20 protein-coding genes are annotated in these 22728 nt (G+C 67.2%); 8 read left to right on the forward strand and 12 right to left on the reverse strand.

The features are described 5' to 3' along the window. Positions 1 to 86 precede the first annotated feature (86 nt). Entirely contained in the window at positions 87 to 1805 is a 1719-nt protein-coding gene (locus tag ACZ9YD_RS15790; RefSeq protein WP_465076225.1) for a leucine-rich repeat domain-containing protein, read from the reverse strand. 160 nt (positions 1806 to 1965) lie between these two features. Beyond that, positions 1966 to 2571 (reverse strand): Pr6Pr family membrane protein, encoded by a 606-nt coding sequence (locus tag ACZ9YD_RS15795; protein ID WP_465076226.1) that lies wholly within the window; start codon positions 2569 to 2571, stop codon positions 1966 to 1968. Positions 2572 to 3000: 429 nt separating this feature from the next. Here ACZ9YD_RS15795 and copM point away from each other — a divergent pair, with 429 nt between their 5' ends. Then, positions 3001 to 3459, forward strand: coding sequence for a CopM family metallochaperone (copM, locus tag ACZ9YD_RS15800; protein ID WP_465076227.1), 459 nt, complete (start codon positions 3001 to 3003; stop codon positions 3457 to 3459). A 239-nt stretch (positions 3460 to 3698) separates the two neighbouring features. Here copM and ACZ9YD_RS15805 read toward each other — a convergent pair whose 3' ends face one another. The 4 genes from ACZ9YD_RS15805 to hutU all read right to left on the reverse strand — a co-directional run bounded on the left by ACZ9YD_RS15805 (position 3699) and on the right by hutU (position 10580). Continuing rightward, positions 3699 to 4358 carry a uracil-DNA glycosylase family protein gene (locus tag ACZ9YD_RS15805; protein WP_465076228.1) on the reverse strand — a complete coding sequence of 220 codons (660 nt, stop codon included), beginning with the start codon at positions 4356 to 4358 and terminating at the stop codon, positions 3699 to 3701. Further along, positions 4355 to 7966: a class I SAM-dependent DNA methyltransferase gene (locus ACZ9YD_RS15810; RefSeq protein WP_465076229.1), complete on the reverse strand. Its 3612-nt coding sequence runs from the start codon at positions 7964 to 7966 to the stop codon at positions 4355 to 4357. Before ACZ9YD_RS15810 ends, ACZ9YD_RS15805 begins: the two co-directional genes overlap by 4 nt. Positions 7967 to 8220: 254 nt before the next feature. Further along, positions 8221 to 8904: a DsbA family oxidoreductase gene (locus tag ACZ9YD_RS15815; RefSeq protein ID WP_465076230.1), complete on the reverse strand. Its 684-nt coding sequence runs from the start codon at positions 8902 to 8904 to the stop codon at positions 8221 to 8223. Beyond that, a complete protein-coding gene (gene hutU, locus ACZ9YD_RS15820) occupies positions 8901 to 10580 on the reverse strand; it encodes a urocanate hydratase (protein WP_465076231.1) in 1680 nt (559 codons plus the stop codon). The genes ACZ9YD_RS15815 and hutU overlap by 4 nt, the downstream gene beginning before the upstream one ends. Positions 10581 to 10688: 108 nt before the next feature. Here hutU and ACZ9YD_RS15825 point away from each other — a divergent pair, with 108 nt between their 5' ends. Continuing rightward, complete coding sequence (locus ACZ9YD_RS15825; RefSeq protein ID WP_465076232.1) at positions 10689 to 11453, forward strand: ThuA domain-containing protein; 765 nt, start codon at positions 10689 to 10691, stop codon at positions 11451 to 11453. 71 nt (positions 11454 to 11524) lie between these two features. On the opposite strand, the gene ACZ9YD_RS15830 is transcribed toward ACZ9YD_RS15825, so the two are convergent. Beyond that, a complete protein-coding gene (locus ACZ9YD_RS15830; protein ID WP_465076233.1) occupies positions 11525 to 11842 on the reverse strand; it encodes a hypothetical protein in 318 nt (105 codons plus the stop codon). Positions 11843 to 11997: 155 nt separating this feature from the next. Between ACZ9YD_RS15830 and ACZ9YD_RS15835 the strand changes: the two genes are divergently transcribed. The 3 genes from ACZ9YD_RS15835 to ACZ9YD_RS15845 all read left to right on the forward strand — a co-directional run bounded on the left by ACZ9YD_RS15835 (position 11998) and on the right by ACZ9YD_RS15845 (position 15656). After that, positions 11998 to 13281, forward strand: a complete 1284-nt coding sequence (locus ACZ9YD_RS15835; protein WP_465076234.1) for an alkaline phosphatase family protein — start codon at positions 11998 to 12000, stop codon at positions 13279 to 13281. 321 nt (positions 13282 to 13602) lie between these two features. Further along, entirely contained in the window at positions 13603 to 15144 is a 1542-nt protein-coding gene (locus ACZ9YD_RS15840) for a DNA-3-methyladenine glycosylase 2 family protein (protein ID WP_465076235.1), read from the forward strand. Continuing rightward, the gene (locus ACZ9YD_RS15845; protein WP_465076236.1) at positions 15141 to 15656 is read left to right on the forward strand and encodes a methylated-DNA--[protein]-cysteine S-methyltransferase; all 516 of its coding nucleotides are present in this window, start codon (positions 15141 to 15143) and stop codon (positions 15654 to 15656) included. The genes ACZ9YD_RS15840 and ACZ9YD_RS15845 overlap by 4 nt, the downstream gene beginning before the upstream one ends. A 114-nt stretch (positions 15657 to 15770) precedes the next feature. Here the strand turns inward: ACZ9YD_RS15845 and ACZ9YD_RS15850 are convergent, their stop codons facing one another. After that, a complete protein-coding gene (locus tag ACZ9YD_RS15850; protein ID WP_465076237.1) occupies positions 15771 to 17015 on the reverse strand; it encodes a formimidoylglutamate deiminase in 1245 nt (414 codons plus the stop codon). A gap of 61 nt (positions 17016 to 17076) precedes the next feature. Between ACZ9YD_RS15850 and ACZ9YD_RS15855 the strand changes: the two genes are divergently transcribed. Continuing rightward, positions 17077 to 17295 (forward strand): hypothetical protein, encoded by a 219-nt coding sequence (locus tag ACZ9YD_RS15855; RefSeq protein ID WP_465076238.1) that lies wholly within the window; start codon positions 17077 to 17079, stop codon positions 17293 to 17295. Next, the gene (gene hutI / locus ACZ9YD_RS15860) at positions 17273 to 18505 is read left to right on the forward strand and encodes an imidazolonepropionase (RefSeq protein WP_465076250.1); all 1233 of its coding nucleotides are present in this window, start codon (positions 17273 to 17275) and stop codon (positions 18503 to 18505) included. The genes ACZ9YD_RS15855 and hutI overlap by 23 nt, the downstream gene beginning before the upstream one ends. A 73-nt stretch (positions 18506 to 18578) precedes the next feature. Here the strand turns inward: hutI and ACZ9YD_RS15865 are convergent, their stop codons facing one another. Continuing rightward, positions 18579 to 18761 carry a 30S ribosomal protein THX gene (locus tag ACZ9YD_RS15865; protein ID WP_232134518.1) on the reverse strand — a complete coding sequence of 61 codons (183 nt, stop codon included), beginning with the start codon at positions 18759 to 18761 and terminating at the stop codon, positions 18579 to 18581. A 107-nt stretch (positions 18762 to 18868) separates the two neighbouring features. Beyond that, entirely contained in the window at positions 18869 to 19264 is a 396-nt protein-coding gene (locus ACZ9YD_RS15870) for a MerC domain-containing protein (protein WP_232134517.1), read from the reverse strand. 74 nt (positions 19265 to 19338) lie between these two features. On the opposite strand from ACZ9YD_RS15870, the gene ACZ9YD_RS15875 reads away from it, so the two are divergent. Then, entirely contained in the window at positions 19339 to 21534 is a 2196-nt protein-coding gene (locus ACZ9YD_RS15875) for a TonB-dependent receptor (protein WP_465076239.1), read from the forward strand. A 314-nt stretch (positions 21535 to 21848) separates the two neighbouring features. Here ACZ9YD_RS15875 and ACZ9YD_RS15880 read toward each other — a convergent pair whose 3' ends face one another. After that, positions 21849 to 22349, reverse strand: a complete 501-nt coding sequence (locus tag ACZ9YD_RS15880; RefSeq protein WP_465076240.1) for a transcriptional repressor — start codon at positions 22347 to 22349, stop codon at positions 21849 to 21851. 62 nt (positions 22350 to 22411) lie between these two features. Further along, positions 22412 to 22728: hypothetical protein (locus ACZ9YD_RS15885; RefSeq protein ID WP_465076241.1), on the reverse strand; the 317-nt coding region annotated here is incomplete at its 5' end.

The following is a 22728-nucleotide window of genomic DNA, read 5'->3' on the forward strand; positions in this document are numbered from 1 at the left end:
GTTCGGCGACTCCCCGCCCGGGCCGGGTCATCACGTGCGTCGATCGGCAGCGCAGGACCGCCCGGTCCGTCGAGCATGCCGACGCGTTACCTGGTCCGCAGCTCCAGTCCGGCGTCCACAAGACCGGACAACGCCTCCGCGTTCGCCTCCGGCGAGCCGGCCAACCGCAGCGTGCGCAGACTGGTCATGGACCGCAGTGGCGCGATGTCGCGCACGCGCGTCTTCTCCATCTTCAGCGAGCGCAGCCTGGGCAAACGTGCAAGCACGGCGACATCGTCGACCGGCGTCTCCGACAGATCCAGATCCTGCAGCGACTGCAGCGGCGCCAGCAGCGTCATCGACGTGAACGACGTGCCCGCGAGATCCAGATTTTCGAGTGCGGTCAACCCGGCCAGCATCGAAAAGTCGGTCGCGGGTGACCTGCGCAGGCTGAGGACACGCAGTGCGAGATGACCGGTGATCGGTGACAGATCCACCGCAGGTGTCTCGCCGATCGACAGCCGTTCCAGATTGCGCAGGCGCGTCAGCGGCGCGAGATCCGCGACCTGTGTGCCGTTGATATCCAGCGAGCGCAGTGCCGGCATCCCGGCCACGACGTCGATCCGGGACACCCCGGTCGCGTACATCGACAACGATTCGAGCCGCGACAGGGCGGCCAGCGGCGCAAGATCCACGACATCGCTACCGGTCAATGTCAGCTCTGTCAGCGCCGTCATCCTGGACAACGCGGTGAGGTCGGTGACCTTGCTGTTCGCCAGCGACAGGCTACGGAGCGTCGTCATCGCGGCCAATGGGCCGAGATCGGTGAACGGGTTGGTACTGAGCGCCGCCTTCTCCAGCGCGGGCAGCTGTGCGACCACAGACAGATCCTCGATCGCGTTGCCGTCCAGATCCAGCGTCTTGAGCATCGGCTTGTTGCGCAGAAACGACGTGTCGCGCACGCCACCGCGCGTGTAGCTGAGATAGCGCAGCGAGGACACCGAGGCGAGCGGCGAGGTGTCCGCAATCTCGGTCGCCGACAGCGACAGGATGCGCAGATCCGGCAATGACGCGAGACCGCCGATATCACGCACGCGGCTCGAGGCAAGGTACAGCGTCTGCAGGTTCTGCAATCCCGAGAGCGCGTCGACATCGTCGATCCGCGTCCCGACCAGGTTCAACGTCTCCAGCGCCTGCAGGCCCGCGAGCGGCGTGATGTCGTGCACCGCCGTCTCGTACAGGCTCAGCGTCGTCAACGAACGCAATCCGGCCAGCGGCGCGACGTCGGTGACATCCGTTCTGCTGACATCGATGAATCGCAGCATCTGCCACTCGGCCAGTGCGGACAGGTCGTGCAGATGCCTGATCGACTTGAGATCGATGGACGTCCCATCGAACGCCGCATTGATGTTGCGGATGTCCGACGCGGCGAGCCCCGAATTGTCCGCAGCCAGCGCGGCCGCCAATCGTGTGATCGGCGTGTCACCCGCAGCCGGCAGGTCGCAGCGTGCACTTACCGCCTCTTCATGGACGAAGCCGCTGCGCGAAATCTCGCCCTGCGCATCGTGCAGCAGCACGCGGTAGTAGACATGGCCCTCCGGCGTGGACTCGACGTTCTCGGCCCGTAGACGCACTCCGTTCGGCATCTGCGCGACCACGTCATGCCGACTGGCACCCGGCCCGTCGCGCAGATTGGTGAAGGCACTCTTCCCGTTGCAGACCACCATCTCCGTGCCGCGCGCGAATGGCGCAGCCACCGCCGCCGACGACGGCAGGCTCGACATCAGCAACACCGCAGCTGCGGCCAGACTTACACGCGGTGTCATCGCACGCCCCTGTCCGAATGGTTTGCACGGCATTGTCGACGTGCAGTTTCACTTCCGTGATGCGCCATGGTACGACGCGAACGGGCCCACATCAGGGCTCCATCGCCGCCATCGGCGCTATCGATCCACGATGTGGTCCGCGCGTCGACACGACACAGCATCACCTTTCGGTGCTTCTCGCAAACCTCGCCGCGACACGAGTGCGCAGAACGGCGATTGCCAGGACCGCGAACCCGGCGACCACAAAGCACGCCAGCAGACCCAGCATATTGAGCAGCACCTGCCGATAGCCGAGCGCTGCCACATCGATGAAGGGATACGGATAGGTGCCCAGCACCGTGCCGCGGGCCATGGTGTAGAGGCCGTAGCCGATAGGATATAGACACCAGAGGAACGGGAGTCGCACATCGAACCGCGTCATTGGCGGCCATGCGATCCAGCAGACGATCGTCGCCACCGGCACCACGTAATGCAGCACCACATCCGCCACCCATTGCAGGCCCTGCGGCGACCAGACATGCCGCAACAGCAGGTGATAGCCGATACCCACCGCCAGGATCGCCGTGGTCGCGCATCCGGACACCAGCGCGTATCCGAACCCGCGCCCGCGCCGACTGTCGCCTGTGACCAGCGGCGCCGTCGCCACCAGCGCGACGAACAGATTGCTCAGCACCGTGAAGTAGCCGAAGAACGCCACCACGCCATCGGCGGCCGTCCTGCCGTTTGATTGCGCCAGATTGATCGACAGGCCCAACTGCAGCAGCACACCCGACCACGCGACGATCGCCAGCGCCGCCAGTGCAACGGTTCCCGCGTGTCCTCTGCCGTGTGCCATCTGTCTTCCCGAAATGAAACCGGAGGTCCGTGTACCTCAGCCCCGCACACGTGCGCCCACATCGACCATCGCGACGCGGTCTCTGCCGCGACGGCCACTGTACTGCGCGCCTCGCACGTCGCACACCGCGGCCAGACCGATGGCACATGCGACAACCGCAAGCCGAGTGTCCGGTGTTTCGCGCACCGCGACGCCCATGCGCGTGACGTGCCTGTCTGCACCGGCCCTGCCGCATGCAGACCATGCCCGCGTGCGCGGTCGCGCCATGCACGCCGCCCCGGATGTCGCCGCCGTCATTGGACAAGCGCGAAGTCCACCGGGCATGGTGTCGCGCTCCACGCACCCCAGAGGACTGCCTGCATGCGCCTGATGCCGCTGATCGTGATGACCGCCCTGCTCGCCGCCTGCGCGCCCGAGGCGTCCGACCCCGCCTCCACGGCCGGGGTCGACACAACGCCGCCTGCCACCGTCACGCACGATGCCGCGCACGCAGACACGGCCGCAGATGCCGACACCGCGAGCCCGTCCACGCTCGCCTACCAGCGCGTCAACGACACCATGCACGCCGGCATGGGCGCCGGCTTCACCGGCGACGCCGATGTCGATTTCATGCGCGGCATGATTCCGCACCATCAGGGCGCCATCGACATGGCCCACGTCGTGCTCGAACACGGCACCGACCCGGAGGTGCGCGCCCTCGCGCAGCAGGTCATCGCCGCCCAGGAAACCGAGATCGCGCAGATGCAGCGCTGGCTGCAGGACCGCGGCGTGGCCGCCGACGCACCGGCCGCGGATTCCGGCGCCCACGAGCATCACTGACGGCGCGCGCGTGGCGCTGCGATTGCGGACGACAGCGGCCGTCCTACTCGCAACGCGCGTCTTCCAGCGCAAAGCGACCCTGACACCGCTACAAAGCCCGTTCGCGACAGCATCCGAGCTTGGAACTGAGGCGTAGGTACGGATTAATTACCTTCGTCCCCTTTAGTCGTCCCTTTAGTTCCGCTATATCCGCCGTCACTCCCGCGCAGGCGGGAGCCCATGGACGTCTTTCCCTACCCTCAAGCGCCTTTGGCGCGTTCCAGAAGTGCCTCGAACACCTCGATGCGTGTCGACCCTTTCTCGCGCCCACTCGAAGGGTGGTAGACCCAAGTGCACTTGGCTTCCCCTTCGGCATGCTGCATCAACCAGATCGGACGCTCCGGGCCGGACGCTGGAACGATCGCATCCTCCACGGACCAGCTCCCGTCTTCGATGTGATTCCAGGTACCGGCGCCGAGTACCAATACAACATCCGGGCAGAGTCTTTGCAGAAGCTCACGGAGCGCTGGTCCTCCGGTTGCCCATTGCTCGCGGGTCGGTCGCTGTCGCGGACCATCGCCTACGAATCTCTGCACCAGATTGGAGTAAGCGACCCGCTGCCACGCAGCGTTTGCCTGCTGTCGCGTCGGGTTCGGGTTACATGCGACGAGTCGCTGCAGCTTTCCCCAGAAGTCGTTGCCCGGCTGCAGCTCACAGTCGCGGAGCCAGTCAAACTGATCCCGAGTGAACTGACGGCCGGTCTCGATGTCTTTGGGCTTGCGTGGGTAATGCGCCTCCCCGAGCAACAACACCCGTTCTCCATCGACGAGTCCTTCCGGATAGCGCGGTCCGACAGAGGGAAAGAAGTAAACGGCGTCGGTCCACCCGTCCTCGAGCGACACATCACGCTGCAGGCTCATGCGCTGAAGGCCCCGTCTTGCTCCTGCGCGCGCCCCAGTGCCACCAGCATTTCAAGCAGCTTGGGCAAGCGCTTTTTCCACGGGCCGCGGGCGGTGAAGCGGGCGGCGATGTCGTCGGCGGTAAGCGGGAGAGGGCTGGAGGCGATGACATCCGCGACGGCGCGCACCTGCTCAACGGTGTCCTTCGGCCAGGGCTGCGGTTTGGTGGCGGCAATGGTGGCAGTGGCATCGGGCCCGGCGTCGTCGTCAGCGTCTTCGATGGGGGCGATGCGGCCCTGTTCGGGGGTGGGCTGTTGCGCGTGGGCGGCGGGGTTCTGGAATTCCGGGCGCAGCCAGCGGATGTGGCCACGGGCTTCTTCGGCAGCGCGTTCGGCGTTGAGGGCGACGAGGCGTTCGAGGATGGCTTCATCGAACCCGCGCTTGGCGTCCTCGCGGCTGCCACCTTCCGGCACGGCATCGTTACCGTGGGCGATGCGCAGCAGCGGCAGCAGGTCTGCCCAGCCGTAGGCCGCGAGCACGGCCGCGTCGAGTTCGTCGTGCACCTGGCGCAGTACCGACACCAGTCCCTGCTCGTGGATGGTGCGTTCTTTCGCAGTCAGCGTCTCGCCGCTGCGCAGCTGCTCCAGCACGTTGTACATGCCGGTCAGCGTCAGCCCCGGATGCGCGGCCTGCTGGCGCTTGCGGTGGGCGTCGAGCTGTTCGCCCAAACTCCCGATTCGATCGAAATGGCTGCAATCTTTTCTGCCATTTGCAGCGCCACCCGGGGCATCGCTCCTGCCGCGGTCAGCAAAATCTAAACGCTGGCCGGAGCCGCTGAGCACCCCACAATTTGGAAAGGGAAAAGGTTCGAAGCAAAGCGTGTTGTTGTAGCGAGATGTAGGCCCAAGTTCAGAACCCGCGGAAGTCGCCCAAACCAAATGCAAGTTGCTGGAAAGGACTCCCAAATGAAAGCCGTCATCTAGCGCAATTCCAAACAGCGATCCGTCCCAAAGCCGGTCAAACGGGATGAAGGAGAAAGCCCGGTGCTTCGTGGTCTCAAGCGTTGCGATATATCGCTTGAGTCCTTTCAGTCCATTTCTGATAACAGGGCGATCCCATGCGAACTTCCACCACTGCTCACGGATTGAAGCTCTCGAGTTCTGGTCTCGAACAGGCTTCACCTCAACTAGCAGCTTCTGATAGCCATCAACAAATACTTCCTTCGCCTGCAACTCGTTCAGACCGAAAAAGTCGATCACTCTTTTTCCATCGGTCCCATTGAGGAGATCTTGCGGACCGACGATTCCTCGCACAACCGGCAAGCCAGTTACCGGGTTTACGGCCTCAAATTCCTCGCATCCATGGATGTAGAAGCCGTCGCCGACAAGCTTTATGCCTTGCCCCGAGATCCCACGATTAGCTCGCAGGCGTGATGCACCAGCGACGTCCGCGCCAGCCGTCAGGTCTACGTGAATTTTCCCTATTTTTTCGGCCCTTCCGATCATGGATTTGGTAGCGAATCCCTCTGCTTCGTCGAAAAATTGCAGAAGCCGGCCAAGGGAATGACCAGCCCGCCCGACCGTCATCGCAATCCGCACCGCAGCACCGTCTACGGTATCCACCCAGGGATGGTCAGGAATGGCAAACACCAGCGACAGTGGCTTCTTCTTGTCGCCAAGATGAGGCTCCATCACCCGTCGATTAAACGACTGCCGAATCGAGTTCGTAGTAATAAATCCGAATCGCTCCAGCGCGCCGTGCCGGGTTAACTGCGCGGCGTGGTGCCACCAATACATGACGAAGTCCGCGGACTCGGGCATTTCATCCCAGGCACCGCGCAACGCCTCGACATAACCATCCCCCAGTGCGGTGCGCATCCGCTTGTTGCCGATAAACGGCGGATTCCCCACCACGAAATCCGCCTCCGGCCATGCTGCCTTGCGTGGATTCGCATACCGCTCCACCACCTTCCGCGCGGTCTCGTCCGGCACCTTCTCTCCGGTCACCGGAGAGACCTTCATGGTCTCGCCATCCCAGCGCGTCACCGGCACGCCGCGCTCGTCGAGCACGCGCTCCACGCGGTCATATGCCAGTACGGCGTCGCGGTTCTCGATGTTGCGGAAGTCGCGGATCACCGGTTGCGGCGGGTGCACGTTGCCACGGGTGCGGAAGTGCCATTGCAGGTAGCCGATCCACAGCACCACTTCGGCAATGGCGGCAGCGCGCGGGTTGATCTCGATGCCGAGCAGGTTGTGCGGGTCGACGGTTTCCCCGGCGACGGCATCGGCGCGCTCGCCGGCGAGCGCGAGGCCGGTCTGGCGGTCGCCGAGTTCATCCAGCGCATTGAGCACCTCGCCTTCGAGGCGCTTGAGGTGTTCGAGCGTGACGTAGAGGAAGTTGCCGGAGCCACAGGCGGGATCGAGCACGCGCACGTTGCACAGGCGGTGGTGGAAGCGGCGCAGTTCGGTCACCGCGGCGTCGGACTTGTCCTCTGCCGCCAGGGTGCCGGCGGCGGCCTGGGCTTCGCTCCACTCCCGGCGCAGCGGCTCGATGACGGTGGGCAGCACCAGTCGCTCGACATAGGCGCGCGGGGTGTAGTGTGCGCCGAGCTTGTGACGCTCGCCGGGACTGAGCGCACGTTCGAGCAGGGTACCGAAGATCGCGGGTTCCACATGGCGCCAGTCGGCCCGCGCGGCTTCGATCAGCAGGCCGATCTGGGCGCTGTCCAGCGGCAGGGTGTCGGGCTGCTTGAACAGCTTGCCGTTGAACTGCAGCACCTCGTTGGCCAGCACGGCCGAAAAGCCGCCGCTGTCCATGTCGCGCCACAGCTGGGCGAGCATGCGCATGGCGGTGTCAGGCCGTTCGGCATGCTGGATCAGCAGCTTCCGGAAGCTCTGGTCGGGCAGCAATCGCACGTCCTCGGCAAACATGGTGAACAGGCAGCGCATCAGGAACTGCGCGACCAGATCCGGCGCATGACCGGCCTGTTCTAGACTGCGCGCCAGTCTGGCGAGACGGTCCGCAATCTCGCGCGTGACCCGCGCGGATTCGCGACTGGGGTCGAGCGACATCGGATCGAGCCAGACCTTGCGCAGCCGTTCGCGGATATACGGCAGGCGCAGGTCGGTCAGGGACAGCCGGTGGCTACGCGGATCCGGAAACGGCGTATAGGTGGCGCCAGAGCGGCTGAACTCGGCGTACAGCTCGATGCGGTTGCCCACATCCACCACGATGACGAACGGCGGGCGTCCCTCGTCCGCCGGCAGCGCGCGGGCATAGGCCTCCGCCTGGCTGCGGGCGCGCATCAGCGCATCGTCGAAGCCCTTGGTATGGCTGCCGGCCTTGAGCTTCTTCGACTCCAGCACGAAGGCACCGCGACGGTACAGATCGATACGGCCGGCGCTGCTGCTGCCGTCGCCGTGGCTGAAGGTGATGGGCCGCTCGAACATGTAGTCCTGTTCGGCCGTGGGGTGCGGCGCATCAACGCCCAGCAGGCCGCACAGGTCGATCAGGAACGATTGCGAGGTGGACAGCTCGGACGCCTTGACGCCCTGCCATCTGGCAATGAACGCATCGGCGACGTGATCCGCTGCTGCAGTGCCGCCGATGGAACCATCCGTGTCTGACATGTTGCCCCTGATCCTGGATTGTGTAACGGCAGCGCGTTCTTGCCGGCTTGCCATACGCCCCGTCGCGCGTTGTCACCGGGCCGCCGACTATCGCAACCCGTCGCGGATGCACGCAAGGCGCTGACGCAGCGCGGATCAGGTCGTCACTCCCTTGAAGACGGGAACCCCGGAAACTTCAAGCCGTTTAAAGCACAGGCGCTGGGTCCCCGCTTTCGCGGGGATGACGAGCCACGGCGGGCTGTGCCGCCGTCGCCCTAGCCGGCCTTGTCGCCCGACTCTTCAGCCTTGCCCGCCACAATCTCGCCCAACGCCCGCGCAAACACCTCCACCGGCTGCCCACCCGAAATCAGGTGCTGCTGGTCGATGATGACTGCCGGCACGCTGTTGATGCCGCTGCGGATGAAGAACTGTTCTTCGGCGCGCACGGCGTCGGCGTATTCGTCCGACGCGAGGATCGCGGCGGCGCGCTCGGCATCCAGCCCCACGCTGCCCGCGATGCGCGCCAGCGTCGCGTGGTCGCTGACGTTCTCTCCGTCGCCGTGATACGCCTGCAGCAGCGCGCGCTTGAGATCGCGTTGCCGGCCTGCGATGCCGGCCCAGTGCAGCAGGCGATGCGCATCGAAGGTGTTCCAGGTGCGCAGGCGGTCGCCGAAGGCGAATCCGACCTCGGCGCCGCGGCCCTGGATGTTGGCGCGGGCGGCGGTCAGTTGCTCGGGCGACATGCCGTACTTGCGGGTCAGGTGCTCGGCGATGTCCTCGCCTTCCGGCGCCATCTGCGGGTTGAGTTCGAAGGGCTGGACGTGAAACTCGACGTCGACGTTGGTCGGCAGTTGCGCCAGCGCCTGCTCGAGTGCGGCCAGGCCGATGGCGCACCAGGGGCAGACGATGTCGGAAACGAAATCGATGCGCAGCGGCACGCGGTCGGTGCCAGCGTTCATGCCTGCACCATCGGCAGCTTCAGGCCCTGCTCTTTTGCGCAGTCTTTTGCGATGTCGTAGCCCGCATCCGCGTGGCGCATGACGCCGGTGCCGGGGTCGTTCCACAACACGCGGGCGATACGCTTGTCGGCTTCCGCGGTGCCGTCGCAGACGATGACCACGCCCGAATGCTGCGAGTAGCCCATGCCGACGCCGCCGCCGTGATGCAGGCTCACCCAGGTGGCGCCGCCGGCGACGTTGAGCATCGCGTTGAGCAGCGGCCAGTCGCTGACAGCGTCACTCCCGTCCTGCATCGCTTCGGTCTCGCGATTCGGCGAGGCGACGGAGCCGGAATCGAGATGGTCGCGGCCGATGACGATCGGTGCTTTCAGTTCGCCGTTGCGCACCATCTCGTTGAAGGCGAGGCCCAGCTTGTCGCGCAGGCCGAGGCCCACCCAGCAGATGCGCGCCGGCAGGCCCTGATATGCGATGCGCTCGGCGGCCATGTCGAGCCAGCGATGCAGGTGCGGGTCGTCGGGAATCAGTTCCTTGACCTTGGCGTCGGTCCTGGCGATGTCCTCGGGATCGCCGCTCAGTGCGACCCAGCGGAACGGGCCGATGCCGCGGCAGAACAACGGGCGCACGTAGGCCGGCACGAACCCGGGGAAATCAAAGGCGTTGGCGCAGCCTTCGTCCTTCGCCATCTGCCGGATGTTGTTGCCGTAGTCGACGGTGGGAATGCCGGCGGCATGGAAGGCGAGCATCGCTTCGACATGCACGCGCATCGACTGCTTGGCGGCGTCGCGCACCTTTTCCGGATTGGCGGACTGCTCGGCGATCCACTGCTCGACGCGCCAGCCGATCGGCAGATAGCCGTGCACGGGATCGTGCGCGCTGGTCTGGTCGGTCACGCAATCCGGGCGCACGCCGCGCCTCACCAGTTCCGGCAGCACCTCCGCCGCGTTGCCCAGCAGCGCGATGGATTTCGCTTCGCCGGCCTGCGTGTACGTCTCGATGCGCGCGAGCGCGTCGTCGAGATCGGTGGCCTGCTCGTCGACGTAGCGCGTCTTGATGCGGAAATCGATGCGGCTCTGCTGGCATTCGATGGTCAGGCTGCACGCGCCGGCGAGGCTCGCGGCGAGGGGCTGCGCGCCGCCCATGCCGCCGAGACCTGCGGTAAGAATCCACTTGCCGGTGAGATCGCCGCCGTAGTGCTGGCGGCCCATCTCGACGAAGGTCTCGTACGTGCCCTGCACGATGCCCTGGCTACCGATGTAGATCCACGAACCGGCGGTCATCTGGCCGTACATCATCAGGCCCTTGCGATCGAGTTCGTGGAAGTGCTCCCACGTGGCCCAGTGCGGCACGAGGTTGGAGTTGGCGATCAGCACGCGCGGCGCATCGGCATGCGTGCGGAACACGCCGACCGGCTTGCCGGACTGCACCAGCAACGTTTCATCGTCGCCAAGGGTCTTCAGCGATTCGACGATGGCGTCGTAGCAGGCCCAGTCGCGCGCGGCGCGGCCGATGCCGCCGTAGACGACGAGATCTTCCGGGCGCTCGGCCACCTCGGGGTCGAGGTTGTTCATCAGCATGCGCAGCGGCGCTTCGGTGAGCCAGGAGCGGCAGCTGAGTGCGGTGCCGCGCGGCGCGCGGATGACGCGCGAGGGGTCGTGGCGCGAAGCGGTGTCGGACATGGCGGCGCATTCCTGCAATGACGATGTGGCGATTATCGCACCGCGCCCGCGCGCGCCCTGCCGCGCTGCGGCGTGAGTGCCGGCACACGCAGCGCCTATGCTCGCGCCATGACATCCCCACGCGCTCCTTTGGCCGCCGCGATGCTGGCCGGCCTCGCCGCCTGCGCCTCCGCTGCCCCGGATACAAAGCCCACGTCCACCAGCAGCGCGACGCCCGTGCGCGTGCTGGTGTTCACGCGGACCGCCGGCTTCCGCCACGATTCGATTCCGGCGACCGTGGACGCGCTGCAGGCACTGGGCCGCGGCACCGGCCTCGAGGTGGACGCCACCGAAGACCCTGCGATGTTCGACGACGCCACGCTGTCGCGTTATGCCGCCGTCGTGTTCGCGCACACCACGCGCGAGGTCCTGGCGCGTCCGCAGCAGGCCGCGTTCGAACGCTACATGGCCGCCGGCGGCGGCTTCATGGGCGTGCATGCCGCGGCCGACAGCGGCTACACCTGGCCGTGGTACGGCGAACTGGTCGGCGCGTGGTTCGCACGGCATCCCGAAGGGCTGCAGTCGGTGCGCGTGGTGTTCGAAGACGGCGCCGGGCCGGATGGGCTGGAAGAGTGGCGCGTCACCGACGAGATCTACGACTACCGGCGCAACCCGCGGCCGCACGTACGCGTGACCGCGTCGATCGATCCGGCGTCGCACCCCGATGGCGGCATGGGCGACGACCATCCGATCGCCTGGTGCCACCGCAATGCCGGCGGTCGCGCCTGGTACACCGGCCTGGGCCACGATGCGGCGCTGTATGCCGATCCGGTGTTCCGCGCGCAACTGCTGCGCGGCCTGCTGTGGACAACCGGGCGCAGCGACGCCTGCTGAGTCAGGCAGGCACCGCAGATACGAAAACGCCCGGCCGAAGCCGGGCGTTCTGCGTCTGACGTGCGCGCCACTCAGTTGATCGAAGGATCTAGCCTGCGCAGCGCGTCCTTGACGTCGGCCGAACCCGTGCGATCGATGTCCTCACGCGTGTAGACGCGACCGCCGCCCGTGGTGCATTCCTGGTCGGCACGCTTGGAACGCGCGTTGCGGGCCGCGGTGATGCGCGAACCCGTCTCGCGGATGCAGAAGCGATCCGCCGGGCTGGCGCGTTGACCACGATCGCGTGCGGATTCTTCTTCCTCTTCCTGTTGCTGCGCGTGAGCGACCTGGGAGACCGCACCGAACGCAAGGCCGGCGAAGATCGCCGCCGTCCACCATGCATGCTTCATGTCGCACCTCCCGGTGCAGTTCATCAGTGACCATACGATACGCGCGATGCACCACCGCGTGGTCGGGCGGCAATCCATGTTCAGCCATCGTGTCGCGCGCGTTGTGCGCCGCTTCATGCGGCTGACTGCGGGCCGTCATGTGGCGCCGGTATCCTATGCGGATGCCTCGATCGACCTGTCTGCGCGCGTCTGCGCTGCTCCCGCTGTTGCTGCTGACCGCCTGTACAACGGTCGCGCCGCCCTCCGAATCCGTCACCTCGCCTGCCCCGCAGACCGCTGCGGATGCGCGCCCGAGCGTGCTGCTGGTGTCGCTCGACGGCCTGCGCCCCGACTATCTCGGGCGCGGCGAAACCCCGCATCTCGATGCGCTTGCGCGCGGCGGCGTGCAGGCCTGGATGCGCCCCTCGTATCCCTCGCTGACGTTTCCGAACCACTACACGCTGGTCACCGGCCTGCGGCCCGACCACCACGGCCTGATCCACAACTCGATGGTGGATTCGACGCTCGGCGACTTCCGCCTCTCGGACCGCGAGGCCGTCGGCAATGGCGCCTGGTACGGCGACGGCGAACCGCTGTGGGTGACGGCCGAGAACGCCGGCTTGCGCACCGCGACGCTGTCGTGGCCGGGCAGCGAGGCACCGGTGCACGGTGTGCGACCGACGCGCTGGTATCCGTTCGATGACACGCGTCCACTCGATACGCGCGTGGACATGGTGCTGGACTGGCTGTCCGAGCCCGCCGCCACGCGCCCCGCCTTCGCGACGCTGTATTTCGAACAGACCGACTCTGCCGGCCACCATTACGGGCCGGACTCGCCGCAGCTGCACGCGGCGCTGCAGGCGGTCGACGCAGCGCTGGGCCGACTGGTCGACGGCCTGCGCACGCGCGGCCTGCAGGAGCGTGTGAACCTAGTGATCGTCTCCGACCACGGCATGGCCGAAGTGCCGCCGGGCCAGGCGATCGCGGTGGAGGACATGGTCACGATGGAAGAAGCGCGCGTGACCTCGACCGGCCAGGTCATCGGCATCCTGCCCAATCCCGGTTTCGAGACGCAGGTGGCGCGCAAGCTGCTCGGTGCGCATGCGCAGTACGACTGCTGGCGCAAGGGCGAGATGCCGCCGCGCTGGAAGTTCGGCACCCACCCGCGCGTGCCGCCGATCGTCTGCCAGATGCACAAGGGCTGGGACGCCGTGCCGCGCGAAGCGCTGGCCCGGCGCCCCGCGCACGCCCGCGGCTCGCACGGCTACGACCCTGCGCTGCCGGAAATGCGCGCGGTATTCATCGCGCATGGACCGGCCTTCCGCAGCGGCTTGACGCTGGACGGGTTCGACAACGTGGACCTGTATCCGATGCTCGCGCGGCTGATCGGCGTAACGCCGGCGAAGAATGACGGGAGTGCGGAGACGCTGGTGCCGGCGTTGCGGGATGGGGTGCGGTGACGCTGGGTTGATTGCGCGGCGTTGGATTCGCAAAGAGTGCCGCTGCGTTTCGGAGAGTTGGGATTGGGAGTTCCTGGTTCGGGTTCTATGCGACCGGTTGCCCTCACCCCAACCCCTCTCCCAGGGGGAGAGGGGCTTTGCTTGTTCGCTGCGTCATGTGTCTCGGGCGTTCCGCAGCAAACCGTCCGATCACGATCCCCTAGAGCCCCTCTCCCCTTGGGAGAGGGGTTGGGGTGAGGGCAGACGCTCGCGGCACACCCCACAGCATCCATGTCCGAATCCGGCCAGTCGCCACCCGCCCCCGGTGCTAGCCTGCATCGCATGTCCCCGCCCCTGCCCGCCACCGACATCTGCGAACAGGCGCGTCTGAGCCGGGATGTGCGCTTCGACGGGCTGTTCTTCACCGCCGTGCGCACCACCGGCATCTACTGCCGTCCCGTGTGCCCGGCGCCGGCGCCGAAGGCCACGAACGTCGCCTACTACCCCAACGCCGCAGCAGCGGAAGCCGCAGGGTTTCGCCCCTGTCTGCGATGCCGACCGGAACTGTCGCCTTCGGATGGTCACTGGCATCGCGGCGACGATCTCGTGGCGCGTGCATTGGTCTTGATCGACCAGGGCGCGCTGAACGACGCGCAGCTAACCTCGCTCGCCGAGCGGCTGCACATCGGCGAGCGTCAGTTGCGGCGCTTGTTCGTCGAACGACTCGGTGCCGCGCCGGTCGGTGTCCACGGCACACGGCGCCTGCTGTTCGCCAAACAGTTGCTGACCGACACCGCGCTACCGATCACCGAAGTCGCACTCGCCGCGGGCTTCAACAGCGTGCGGCGTTTCAATGCGGTGTTCCAGGATGCGTACCGCATGCCGCCGCGTGACCTGCGCAAGGCGCCGCGGGCATCGACCGGCGATGCCTTGACCCTGCGCCTGGGCTACCGCCCGCCCTATGACCTGCCGGCGATGCTCGACTTCCTGCGCGGACGTGCGCTGCCCGGCATCGAGGTCGTCGACGATGTCGCCTACACGCGCGTCATCGGTGATGCGGAAACGCCCGGCTGGCTGCGCGTCGACGCCTGGCCGGCCACGCGCACCGACCCGGCACCGGCAGCGTTGCGACTGCAGTTGCACGGTTGCCCGACAACGCGCCTGCAGGACACCGTGCAGCGCGTGCGCCGCATGTTCGATCTCGACGCGGACCCGGACACGATCGCCGCGCATCTCGGCCACGACGTGCGATTGGCGCCGTTGCTGCGTGCGCGGCCCGGCCTGCGCCTGCCAAGCGGATGGGACGGGTTCGAGATCGCGGTGCGCGCGGTCATCGGCCAGCAGGTCAGCGTGGCCGCCGCGCGCACCCTGACTGCCCGGCTGTCGCAGCGCTTCGGCGCGCCGTTGCCGGAAGCGTTCGCCGCGCAGGGCTTCGCGCATCTGTTTCCGACGCCGGACGCACTCGTCGATGCCGACTTCGACGGCCTCGGCCTGATCGGCAGTCGTATCGCGACGATCCGCGGCATCTCCGCCGCGCTGCTCGACGGACGCGTGGATTTCGATCGCGCCCGCACGCTCGACGACGTCGTCGAACGCTGGGTCGCCCTGCCCGGCATCGGCCCGTGGACCGCGCAGTACATCGCGCTGCGGGCGCTCGGCCATCCCGATGCGTTTCCCGCGGAGGACCTGGTCCTGCAGAAGACCTTGCCGACAGACGGGGTGCGGATGACTGCCAAAGCGCTGCGTACACACGCAGAGGCCTGGCGCCCGTGGCGCGGCTATGCGGTCTTCCATCTGTGGCGCGAAGCATCCGCGTCTACCCCCGCGCGCGCCGCGACACCGACGCAACCGCGCGCCCGTTCCACCCGGAGTCCATCGACATGAGCCCGACCACAGCCCAAGTGTTGACCCGCACCATCGACAGCCCGGTCGGCCCGCTGTTTCTCGCCGCATCCGACGCTGGCCTGCACGCGGTGGAGTTCGCCGAGCACCGGCATCCGGTGCCCCGCGGTGATGATTGGCGCGATGGCGCGCATCCGGTGCTCGATGCGACCGCGCAGCAGCTCGTCGAGTATTTCGCCGGCACGCGCCGGGCTTTCGATCTGCCATTCGCCGCGCGCGGTACGCCGTTCCAGCAACAGGTCTGGACCGCGCTGACGCGCATTCCCTACGGCGCCACCGCCAGCTACGTCGAGCTCGCCCGCATGGTGGACAAGCCGAAAGCGAGCCGCGCGGTCGGCGCCGCGAACGGCCGCAATCCGCTGTCGATCGTCGTGCCCTGCCATCGCGTCATCGGTGCCAGCGGCGCACTCACCGGCTTCGGCGGCGGCCTGCCGACCAAGAAATTCCTGCTGACGCTCGAAGGCGCCTGGCCGCGCACTGACCGCCTGCTGTAGGTACGCGGAGCATGCGGCATCCACATCGTGTCCAGCACTGGTGAACGTGCGGGCGATACCTCGTCCGATCATGCCGATGAGCCGGCATCTCAACGCGTGGAACCTACGAAACCGTCAGGACAGCAGGGCTCGCATCACGTTCGCGTATCCGCGCGCCGCGTCCGCGTGCAATGCATGCCGTCCATCCGCAACGACCTGCCGCCCGGCCACGTGCACGTCGCGCACCAGCGGGCGGTTGCCTGCGAACAGCCAGCGGTCGAGCACGTCACGCTCCGTCGCGCCGGCCAGCAGCGGCGCATCCGCGTCGAGTACGACTGCATCGTCGTGTGCGTCGAAACCGGTCGACGCCGCGGCGCTCGCCTGCACGCCCGCGAACAGTGTCGCGCCGACGCTGGGCGTGGCTGCTGCAACCGCGATGTTGCGGCGCTGCGTCACCAGGCGCTGTCCGTACTCGAGCCAGCGCAGCTCCTCGACCGGCGACACCGAGATGTGCGAATCCGAACCGATGCCCCAGGCACCGCCGGCGTCGAGGTAATCGCGCAGCGCAAACAGACCGTCGCCGAGATTGGCTTCGGTCGTCGGACACAGCGCAACGGTCGCGCCGCTGAGGGCGATGCCGGAGACTTCCGCATCGTCGAGATGGGTCGCGTGCACCAGTGTCCAGCGCGCGTCGACCGGCGCGTTGTCCAGCAGCCACGCGACCGGGCGCGCACCGCGCAGCGCGATGCATTCGTCGACCTCGGGCACCTGTTCGGCGATGTGGATGTGCATGCGTGCATCGGCCGGCAGCGCGGCCAGCACCGCATGCATCGCATCCGCCGGCACGGCGCGCAGGCTGTGCAGCGCGCAGCCGACGCGCAGCGTGTCGTCCTGGCGCGCGTGCAGATCGGCGAACAGCCGCAGATACCCATCGACGTCATGCCCGAAGCGTCGCTGGCGTTCGCCGAGTGGCCGCCCGTCGAACCCGCCGGTCATGTACAGCACCGGCAGCAGCGTCAGCCGGATGCCGGTCGCACGCGCGGCATCGATCAGTGCATCGGCCATCGCGCTTGGAGGCGCGTACGGCGCGCCGTCGGGCGCGTGATGGACGTAATGGAATTCGCAGACGGTCGTGTAACCGGCTTCCAGCATTTCGACATAGAGCTGCGTGGCGACGGCGCGCAGGCTGTCAGGATCGAAGCGCCCGGCCATGCGGTACATGGTCTCGCGCCAGGTCCAGAACGAATCGGCAGGATCGGTCTGCACTTCGGCAAGGCCGGCCATCGCCCGCTGGAACGCATGCGAATGCAGGTTCGCGATACCGGGCAGACGCCAGCCTGCGGGCGTGCGCTCGGCGTGGATCGCGGGAACATCGTGCATCGGACCGGCTCCTCGAAAACGTGTGCGGTAGGCTAGCCGGTCTTCCGCCCGGGAACATCCGATGAGTCCAACTTCGATCGCGCTGGTGTGCGCACTGGTCGCCGTGGCCGGCGGTCTCGTGGCGGTGTTCGCCGGCGTGTCCGCGTCCCGCAAACGACAGTCCGACACGCCGTCCGGCGGCGATGGCGCCTTGGTCGAGGGCGGGTCGAAACACGGACGCCATGACGGCGGTGATTTCAGCTCGGATGGCGGCGGCGATGGAGGCGGCGGTGGCGACTGAATCCTGGGACGGACTGCTGCTCGGCGCGACGTTCGCAACATTGGCCGACGACACCGGCTACGGCCTGATCAAGGACGGCGCGCTCGGCTGGCGCGATGGTGTGATCGTCTACGCCGGTCCGCGCAGCGGGCTGCCCGCGGACGCGGAGGCCAACGCCGATCTCGTCGTCGAAACCGATGGACTGGTCACGCCCGGGCTCATCGACTGCCACACGCACGCGGTGTTCGCCGGCAACCGCGCTGCCGAGTTCGAACAGCGCCTGCAGGGCGCGAGTTACGAAGAAATCGCCCGCGCCGGTGGCGGTATCGTCTCGACGGTGCGCGCGGTGCGCGACGCCGACGAGGACGCGCTGCTCGCGGCATCGCTGCCGCGCGTACGTGCACTGGTCGCCGATGGCGCGACGACGCTGGAAATCAAGTCCGGCTACGGCCTCGACTTCGACAACGAACGCAAGATGCTGCGCGTCGCGCGGCGCATCGGCGAGGTGCTCGGCATCACCGTGCGTACGACCTTCCTCGGCGCGCACGCCCTGCCGCCGGAATTTGCCGGCCGCGGTGATGCCTACATCGACGCGGTCTGCGGCTGGTTGCCGCGTCTGCACGAGGAAGGTCTGGTCGATGCCGTCGACGCATTCGCCGAACGCATCGCCTTCAGCGTCGATCAGACGCGCCGCGTGTTCGACGTGGCACGCACGCTCGGCCTGCCGGTGAAGCTGCACGCCGACCAGCTCAGCGATGGCGCAGGTGCCGCGCTGGTGGCCGAGTTCGGTGGCCTGTCGGCCGACCATGTCGAACACACCTCTCCCGCTGGCGTTGCTGCGATGGCCGCGGCGGGCACGGTCGCGGTGCTGCTGCCGGGCGCATTCCACGTGCTGCGCGAAACCACGCTGCCGCCGCTCGATGCGTTCCGCGCGGCCGGCGTGGCGATGGCGGTCGCGACCGACTGCAATCCGGGCACATCGCCGCTGTTGTCGCTGCGTCAGGCGATGCAGCTGTCGTGCACGCATTTCCGGCTGACTCCGGAAGAGGCTCTGCGCGGCGCGACCGTACATGCAGCGCGCGCGCTCGGCCTGTCCGATCGCGGCACGCTGGCCGTGGGTCAGCGCGCGGATTTCGCCTGCTGGCAGGTCGCGCAGCCGGCCGAACTCGTCTACTGGCTCGGCGGCCCGTTGCTGGCGATGTCGTTCGCCGGTGGCAAGCGCCTGGTCTGAGGCCAATCGCCCTCCCCTGAAACGCGAAAGCCCCGCGGATGCGGGGCTTTCGACGCGCGGCGGGGCCTGAAACTCAGGCCTTCTTCGCGACGGCCTTCTTCGCCGGTGCCTTGGCGACGGTCTTGCTGCCGGCGGCCTTCTTTACGACCGGTGCGGTCGCGGTGCCGGTGGCCTTGATGAGGCCCTTCGAGCGGCTGTTGCCGTAGCTCGAGTTGTAGCGCTTGCCCTTGAGGGTCTTGCGGTCGCCCTTGCCCATTACTGTGCTCCTGGAGTGCTGCGTGTTGAATTCGTTTGGCGCGTACGTGCGCCGCCAGGGCGCACAGGACCGCGGATTCTAGCACGCGGCCCGATCTGTGAAGCCGCTCAGCGCCCCGCGCGGGCGTGGGTCAGGCGCAGGTTCAGCAGATGCGCACCGGCCAGCAGCAGGCCACCGATGGTCATCACCACGGCGTGGGTGATGGTGTGGTCGTGGAGGTGCGTGAACGAGCCCGCCCAGACCAGCGCCAGACCCGGAATCAGCAGCATCCAGGCATGGAACGCGCGATGGCGGCGCCAGCCCAGCGTCAGCGTGGTCGCCCCCAGCAGCGTGGCGAACACGACGAAGGCCTGGTCGATATCGACCCAGCCGCCCACGTTGAGACCAAACGCCGGCAGGAGTGCCAGCGCGACCGGCAGCAGCGCGCAATGGACCGCACACAGGAACGACGCGGCGAAGCCGACGCGGTCTGCGCGCTGCAGGGTGGAATTGTGTGCAGGCATGTCTTTTGGGGGGTGCGAGGATTTGCGTAACATTATAACATTCCCTCTTCGCCCACCAGTGTACTGCATCCGCAATGACCAGAAGCCGCCGTTCCGCCCCCGTCCCGACCCGCCTCGCCATCGCCGTGGCCCTGCTGCTGCCGGCCGCCGCGTTCGCCCAGTCCACCAGCCAGACGCATGCGCACCCGACCACCCTTGACCGCGTGCAGGTCACCGCCACCCCGCTTGGCGGCGACGTCGAGGATCTCGCGCACCCGGTAGAGGTGCTGTATGGCGACGCGCTGGAAGATCGCAAGTCCAGCAGCCTCGGTGACACCGTGTCTTCGTTGCCCGGCGTGCAGAGCGGCTCGTTCGGTACCGGCGTCGGCCGGCCGATCATCCGCGGACAGGAAGGTCCGCGCGTGCAGGTGCTCTCGGGCGGGATCGGCAGCATGGACGCCTCCACGGTGAGCGCCGACCACGCGGTCAGCATCGAGCCTTTCCTCGCCGACCAGATCGAAGTGCTCAAGGGCCCGGCCAACCTGTTGTATGGCAGCGGCGCGATCGGCGGCGCGGTCAACGTGGTCGACGGCCGCATCGCACGCGAAGTGCCGGACCGTCCGATCAGCGGCCGCGCCGAACTGCGCGCCGCCAGCGGCAACGACGAGCGCAGTGGCATGTTTCGCCTTGATGGCGTGAGTGGTGACAACCTGGTGCTGCATGTCGACGGCCTGATTCGCAACACCGGCGACTTCGACATTCCCGGCTTCGCCCAGGTGCCCGAAGATCACGATCACGACCATGATCACGACCACGAACACGCCGAAGAAGAAAACGCCTTCGGCACGCTGCCCAACAGCTCGATCCGCACGCGCGCCGGCGCCGTCGGCGCCACGTATTTCGGCGAGCGCGGTCACCTCGGTGTCGCGGTCAGCACCTACCGCACCAACTACGGCCTGCCCAACGGCGCGCACGTGCACGCCGAAGAAGGCGGCCATGACCACGATCACGACCATGACCACGAAGAAGAAGGCCACGACGAACACGGCTCGGTGCGCATCGACATGGTGCAGAACCGCGTCGATCTGAAGGGCGGCCTCTACGACCCGCTGCCGTTCCTCAGCGCCTTGAACGTGCGCGCGGCGTACAACGATTACGAGCACGTCGAACTCGAAGGCGATACGCCCGCGACCCGCTTCACCAACAAGGGCACCGAGGCGCGCATCGAAGCGGTGCAGAAGACCTTCAACGGGTGGGACGGCGCGTTCGGCCTGCAGATCGGCCACGTCGATTTCGGCGCGGTCGGCGAAGAGGCCTTCGTGCCGCCGAGCGTCACCGACACCCTCGGCCTGTTCGTCGTGCAAGAGAAGGAGTTCGGGCCGGTGAAGCTCGAGTTCGGCGGCCGCCACGAGCGCGTCGAGATCGATCCGATCGCGAACGAATCGCGCAAGTTCAGCGCCAGCAGTCTGTCGGGCGCAGCGATCTGGCATCTGTCGGACGTGTTCGACCTGCGCTTCGGCGCCGACGTCTCCGAGCGCGCGCCGACCAACGAGGAACTGTTCGCCGCCGGCCCGCACATCGCCACGCGTTCGATCGAAATCGGCGATGCGGATCTCGACACCGAGCGTGGGCAGCGCCTGGAGATCGGCCTGCATGCGCATACGGACCGCGTCGAGTTCAAGGCCGCCGTCTACCAGACGCAGTTCAAGCGCTTCACCTACCTCACTGATACCGGCGTTGCAGAAGACGGTTTCCCCGTGCGGCTGTGGACGCAGGGCGATGCGACCTTCCGCGGCGCCGAGGCCGAAGCGAAGTTCCATCTGCTCGAATCCGACGCCGGTGATTTCGACCTGCGCGTATTCGGCGATGTAGTGCGCGCCGAGCTCGACGGCAGCGGCACCCGCACGGTGCAGTTCGCAGTGCCGCACGGCGACCACGCGCACAACTACGAAGCCGACATCGCGCTGGGCGGCGACCTGCCGCGCATTGCACCGTCGCGTATCGGCGCCGACATCAACTGGACCCTCGGCGGCTGGCGCGCGAACGTCGGCGCGGTGCGCTACCAGAAGCAGGATCGCGTAGCCGCGCTGGAGGATCCGAGCCCCGGCTACACCCTGGTCAATGCGGGCGTCGCCTGGCGCGTCGGCGAAGCAGACGGCACCCAGTGGGAACTGTTCCTCGACGGTCGCAACCTGACCGACGAAGAAGCTCGCCCGCACACCTCGCTGCTGCGCGACTTCGCGCCGCTGCCGGGTCGCACCATCGCCGGTGGCATCCGCGTCTACTTCTGATCCGGCATGACCTGACCGACATGCGTTGACCGGTTTCCGTTCTCTCCAGTGACGCGTGCGTCACCGCCCCGCCCCGGTCTCCGGTGCGGGGCTTTTTTTGGGCATACGCCCTGGCTCAGCCAAAGGCAGCTGGACTCCATGACGGCAGACGCCAGACACTGATCAGGCGGGCCGCGCTCTCCGCTGGGTGAGTCGCATCGCCCTCAAGGCGGCTGAATCAGAGGCTCCAGCTGCAGCTCTGGCGACCGACTGCGATCGCCGGGCCGAAGACCGGCCGCACCGGGCACGGGCGACTCAGGACGCGCGGTGGTGGCTCAGTCCGCCGGGGCGTCCGCGCACTGCGCGCAGAGGCCGTGCACTTCCAGCGTCTGCGCCTGCGGCACAAACCCCAGCGCGCGGGCACGTTCATCGAGCGAGGCGACGACCGCCTCATCCTCCAGCTCCACAGCGCTGTGGCAGCGGTCGCAGATCAGAAACGGCACCGAATGCTGCGCCGTGCTCGGGTGGTGGCAGGCCACGAAGGCGTTGACCGACTGCAGCTTGTGGATGAAGCCATTGGCCAGCAGGAAATCCAGCGCGCGGTACACCGTCGGCGGCGCCGCCGCGCCCGGACCGTCGCCCTCGCGCACCTGGTCGAGCAGATCGTAGGCCTTGAGCGGCTTGCCGGCCTTGGCGATCAACCCGAGCACATACGCGCGGATCGGTGTCAGCCGCAGGCCGCGCTCGCTGGAGGCGTGCTCCACCGCCCGGATGAAACTCGCGGCGTCATCGACGTGGTGATGCGGATCCGTGCAGGTGTGGTCGTGCTTGGCCATCCGTCCATGATGGGTGCGAGGGGGCACCGACTCAAGCGTGCTTGAGTTCTTCTGAGGGGGTTTCACGCCCCATCATCGATATCTCGCGGAATATTTCGGCGGATCGTTTCGATCCCGACGTCGCAAAGCGTGGCTGAGCCCGCTCGCTGTCGAGCTCGCTTTTTCAGGACGGCGAAGCGGATCTGTGCAGACCCGTAGGGCAGCGGGCATGGATGCCCGCTGTTTTTCGACCGAGCCAGGATGGCGAGTCGGAAAATCCCGGAACGAACGAATAGCCGGATTTGCTTCGTCGGGGCTGGCCCTTTTCTTTGGTTCCGTTTCTTTTGGGCCAGCAAAAGAAATGAACCCGCTCGCCGCAAGGTGAGTGGAAGCGTTTGAT

It is taken from the genome of Luteimonas sp. AC640a (genome assembly GCF_979256585.1).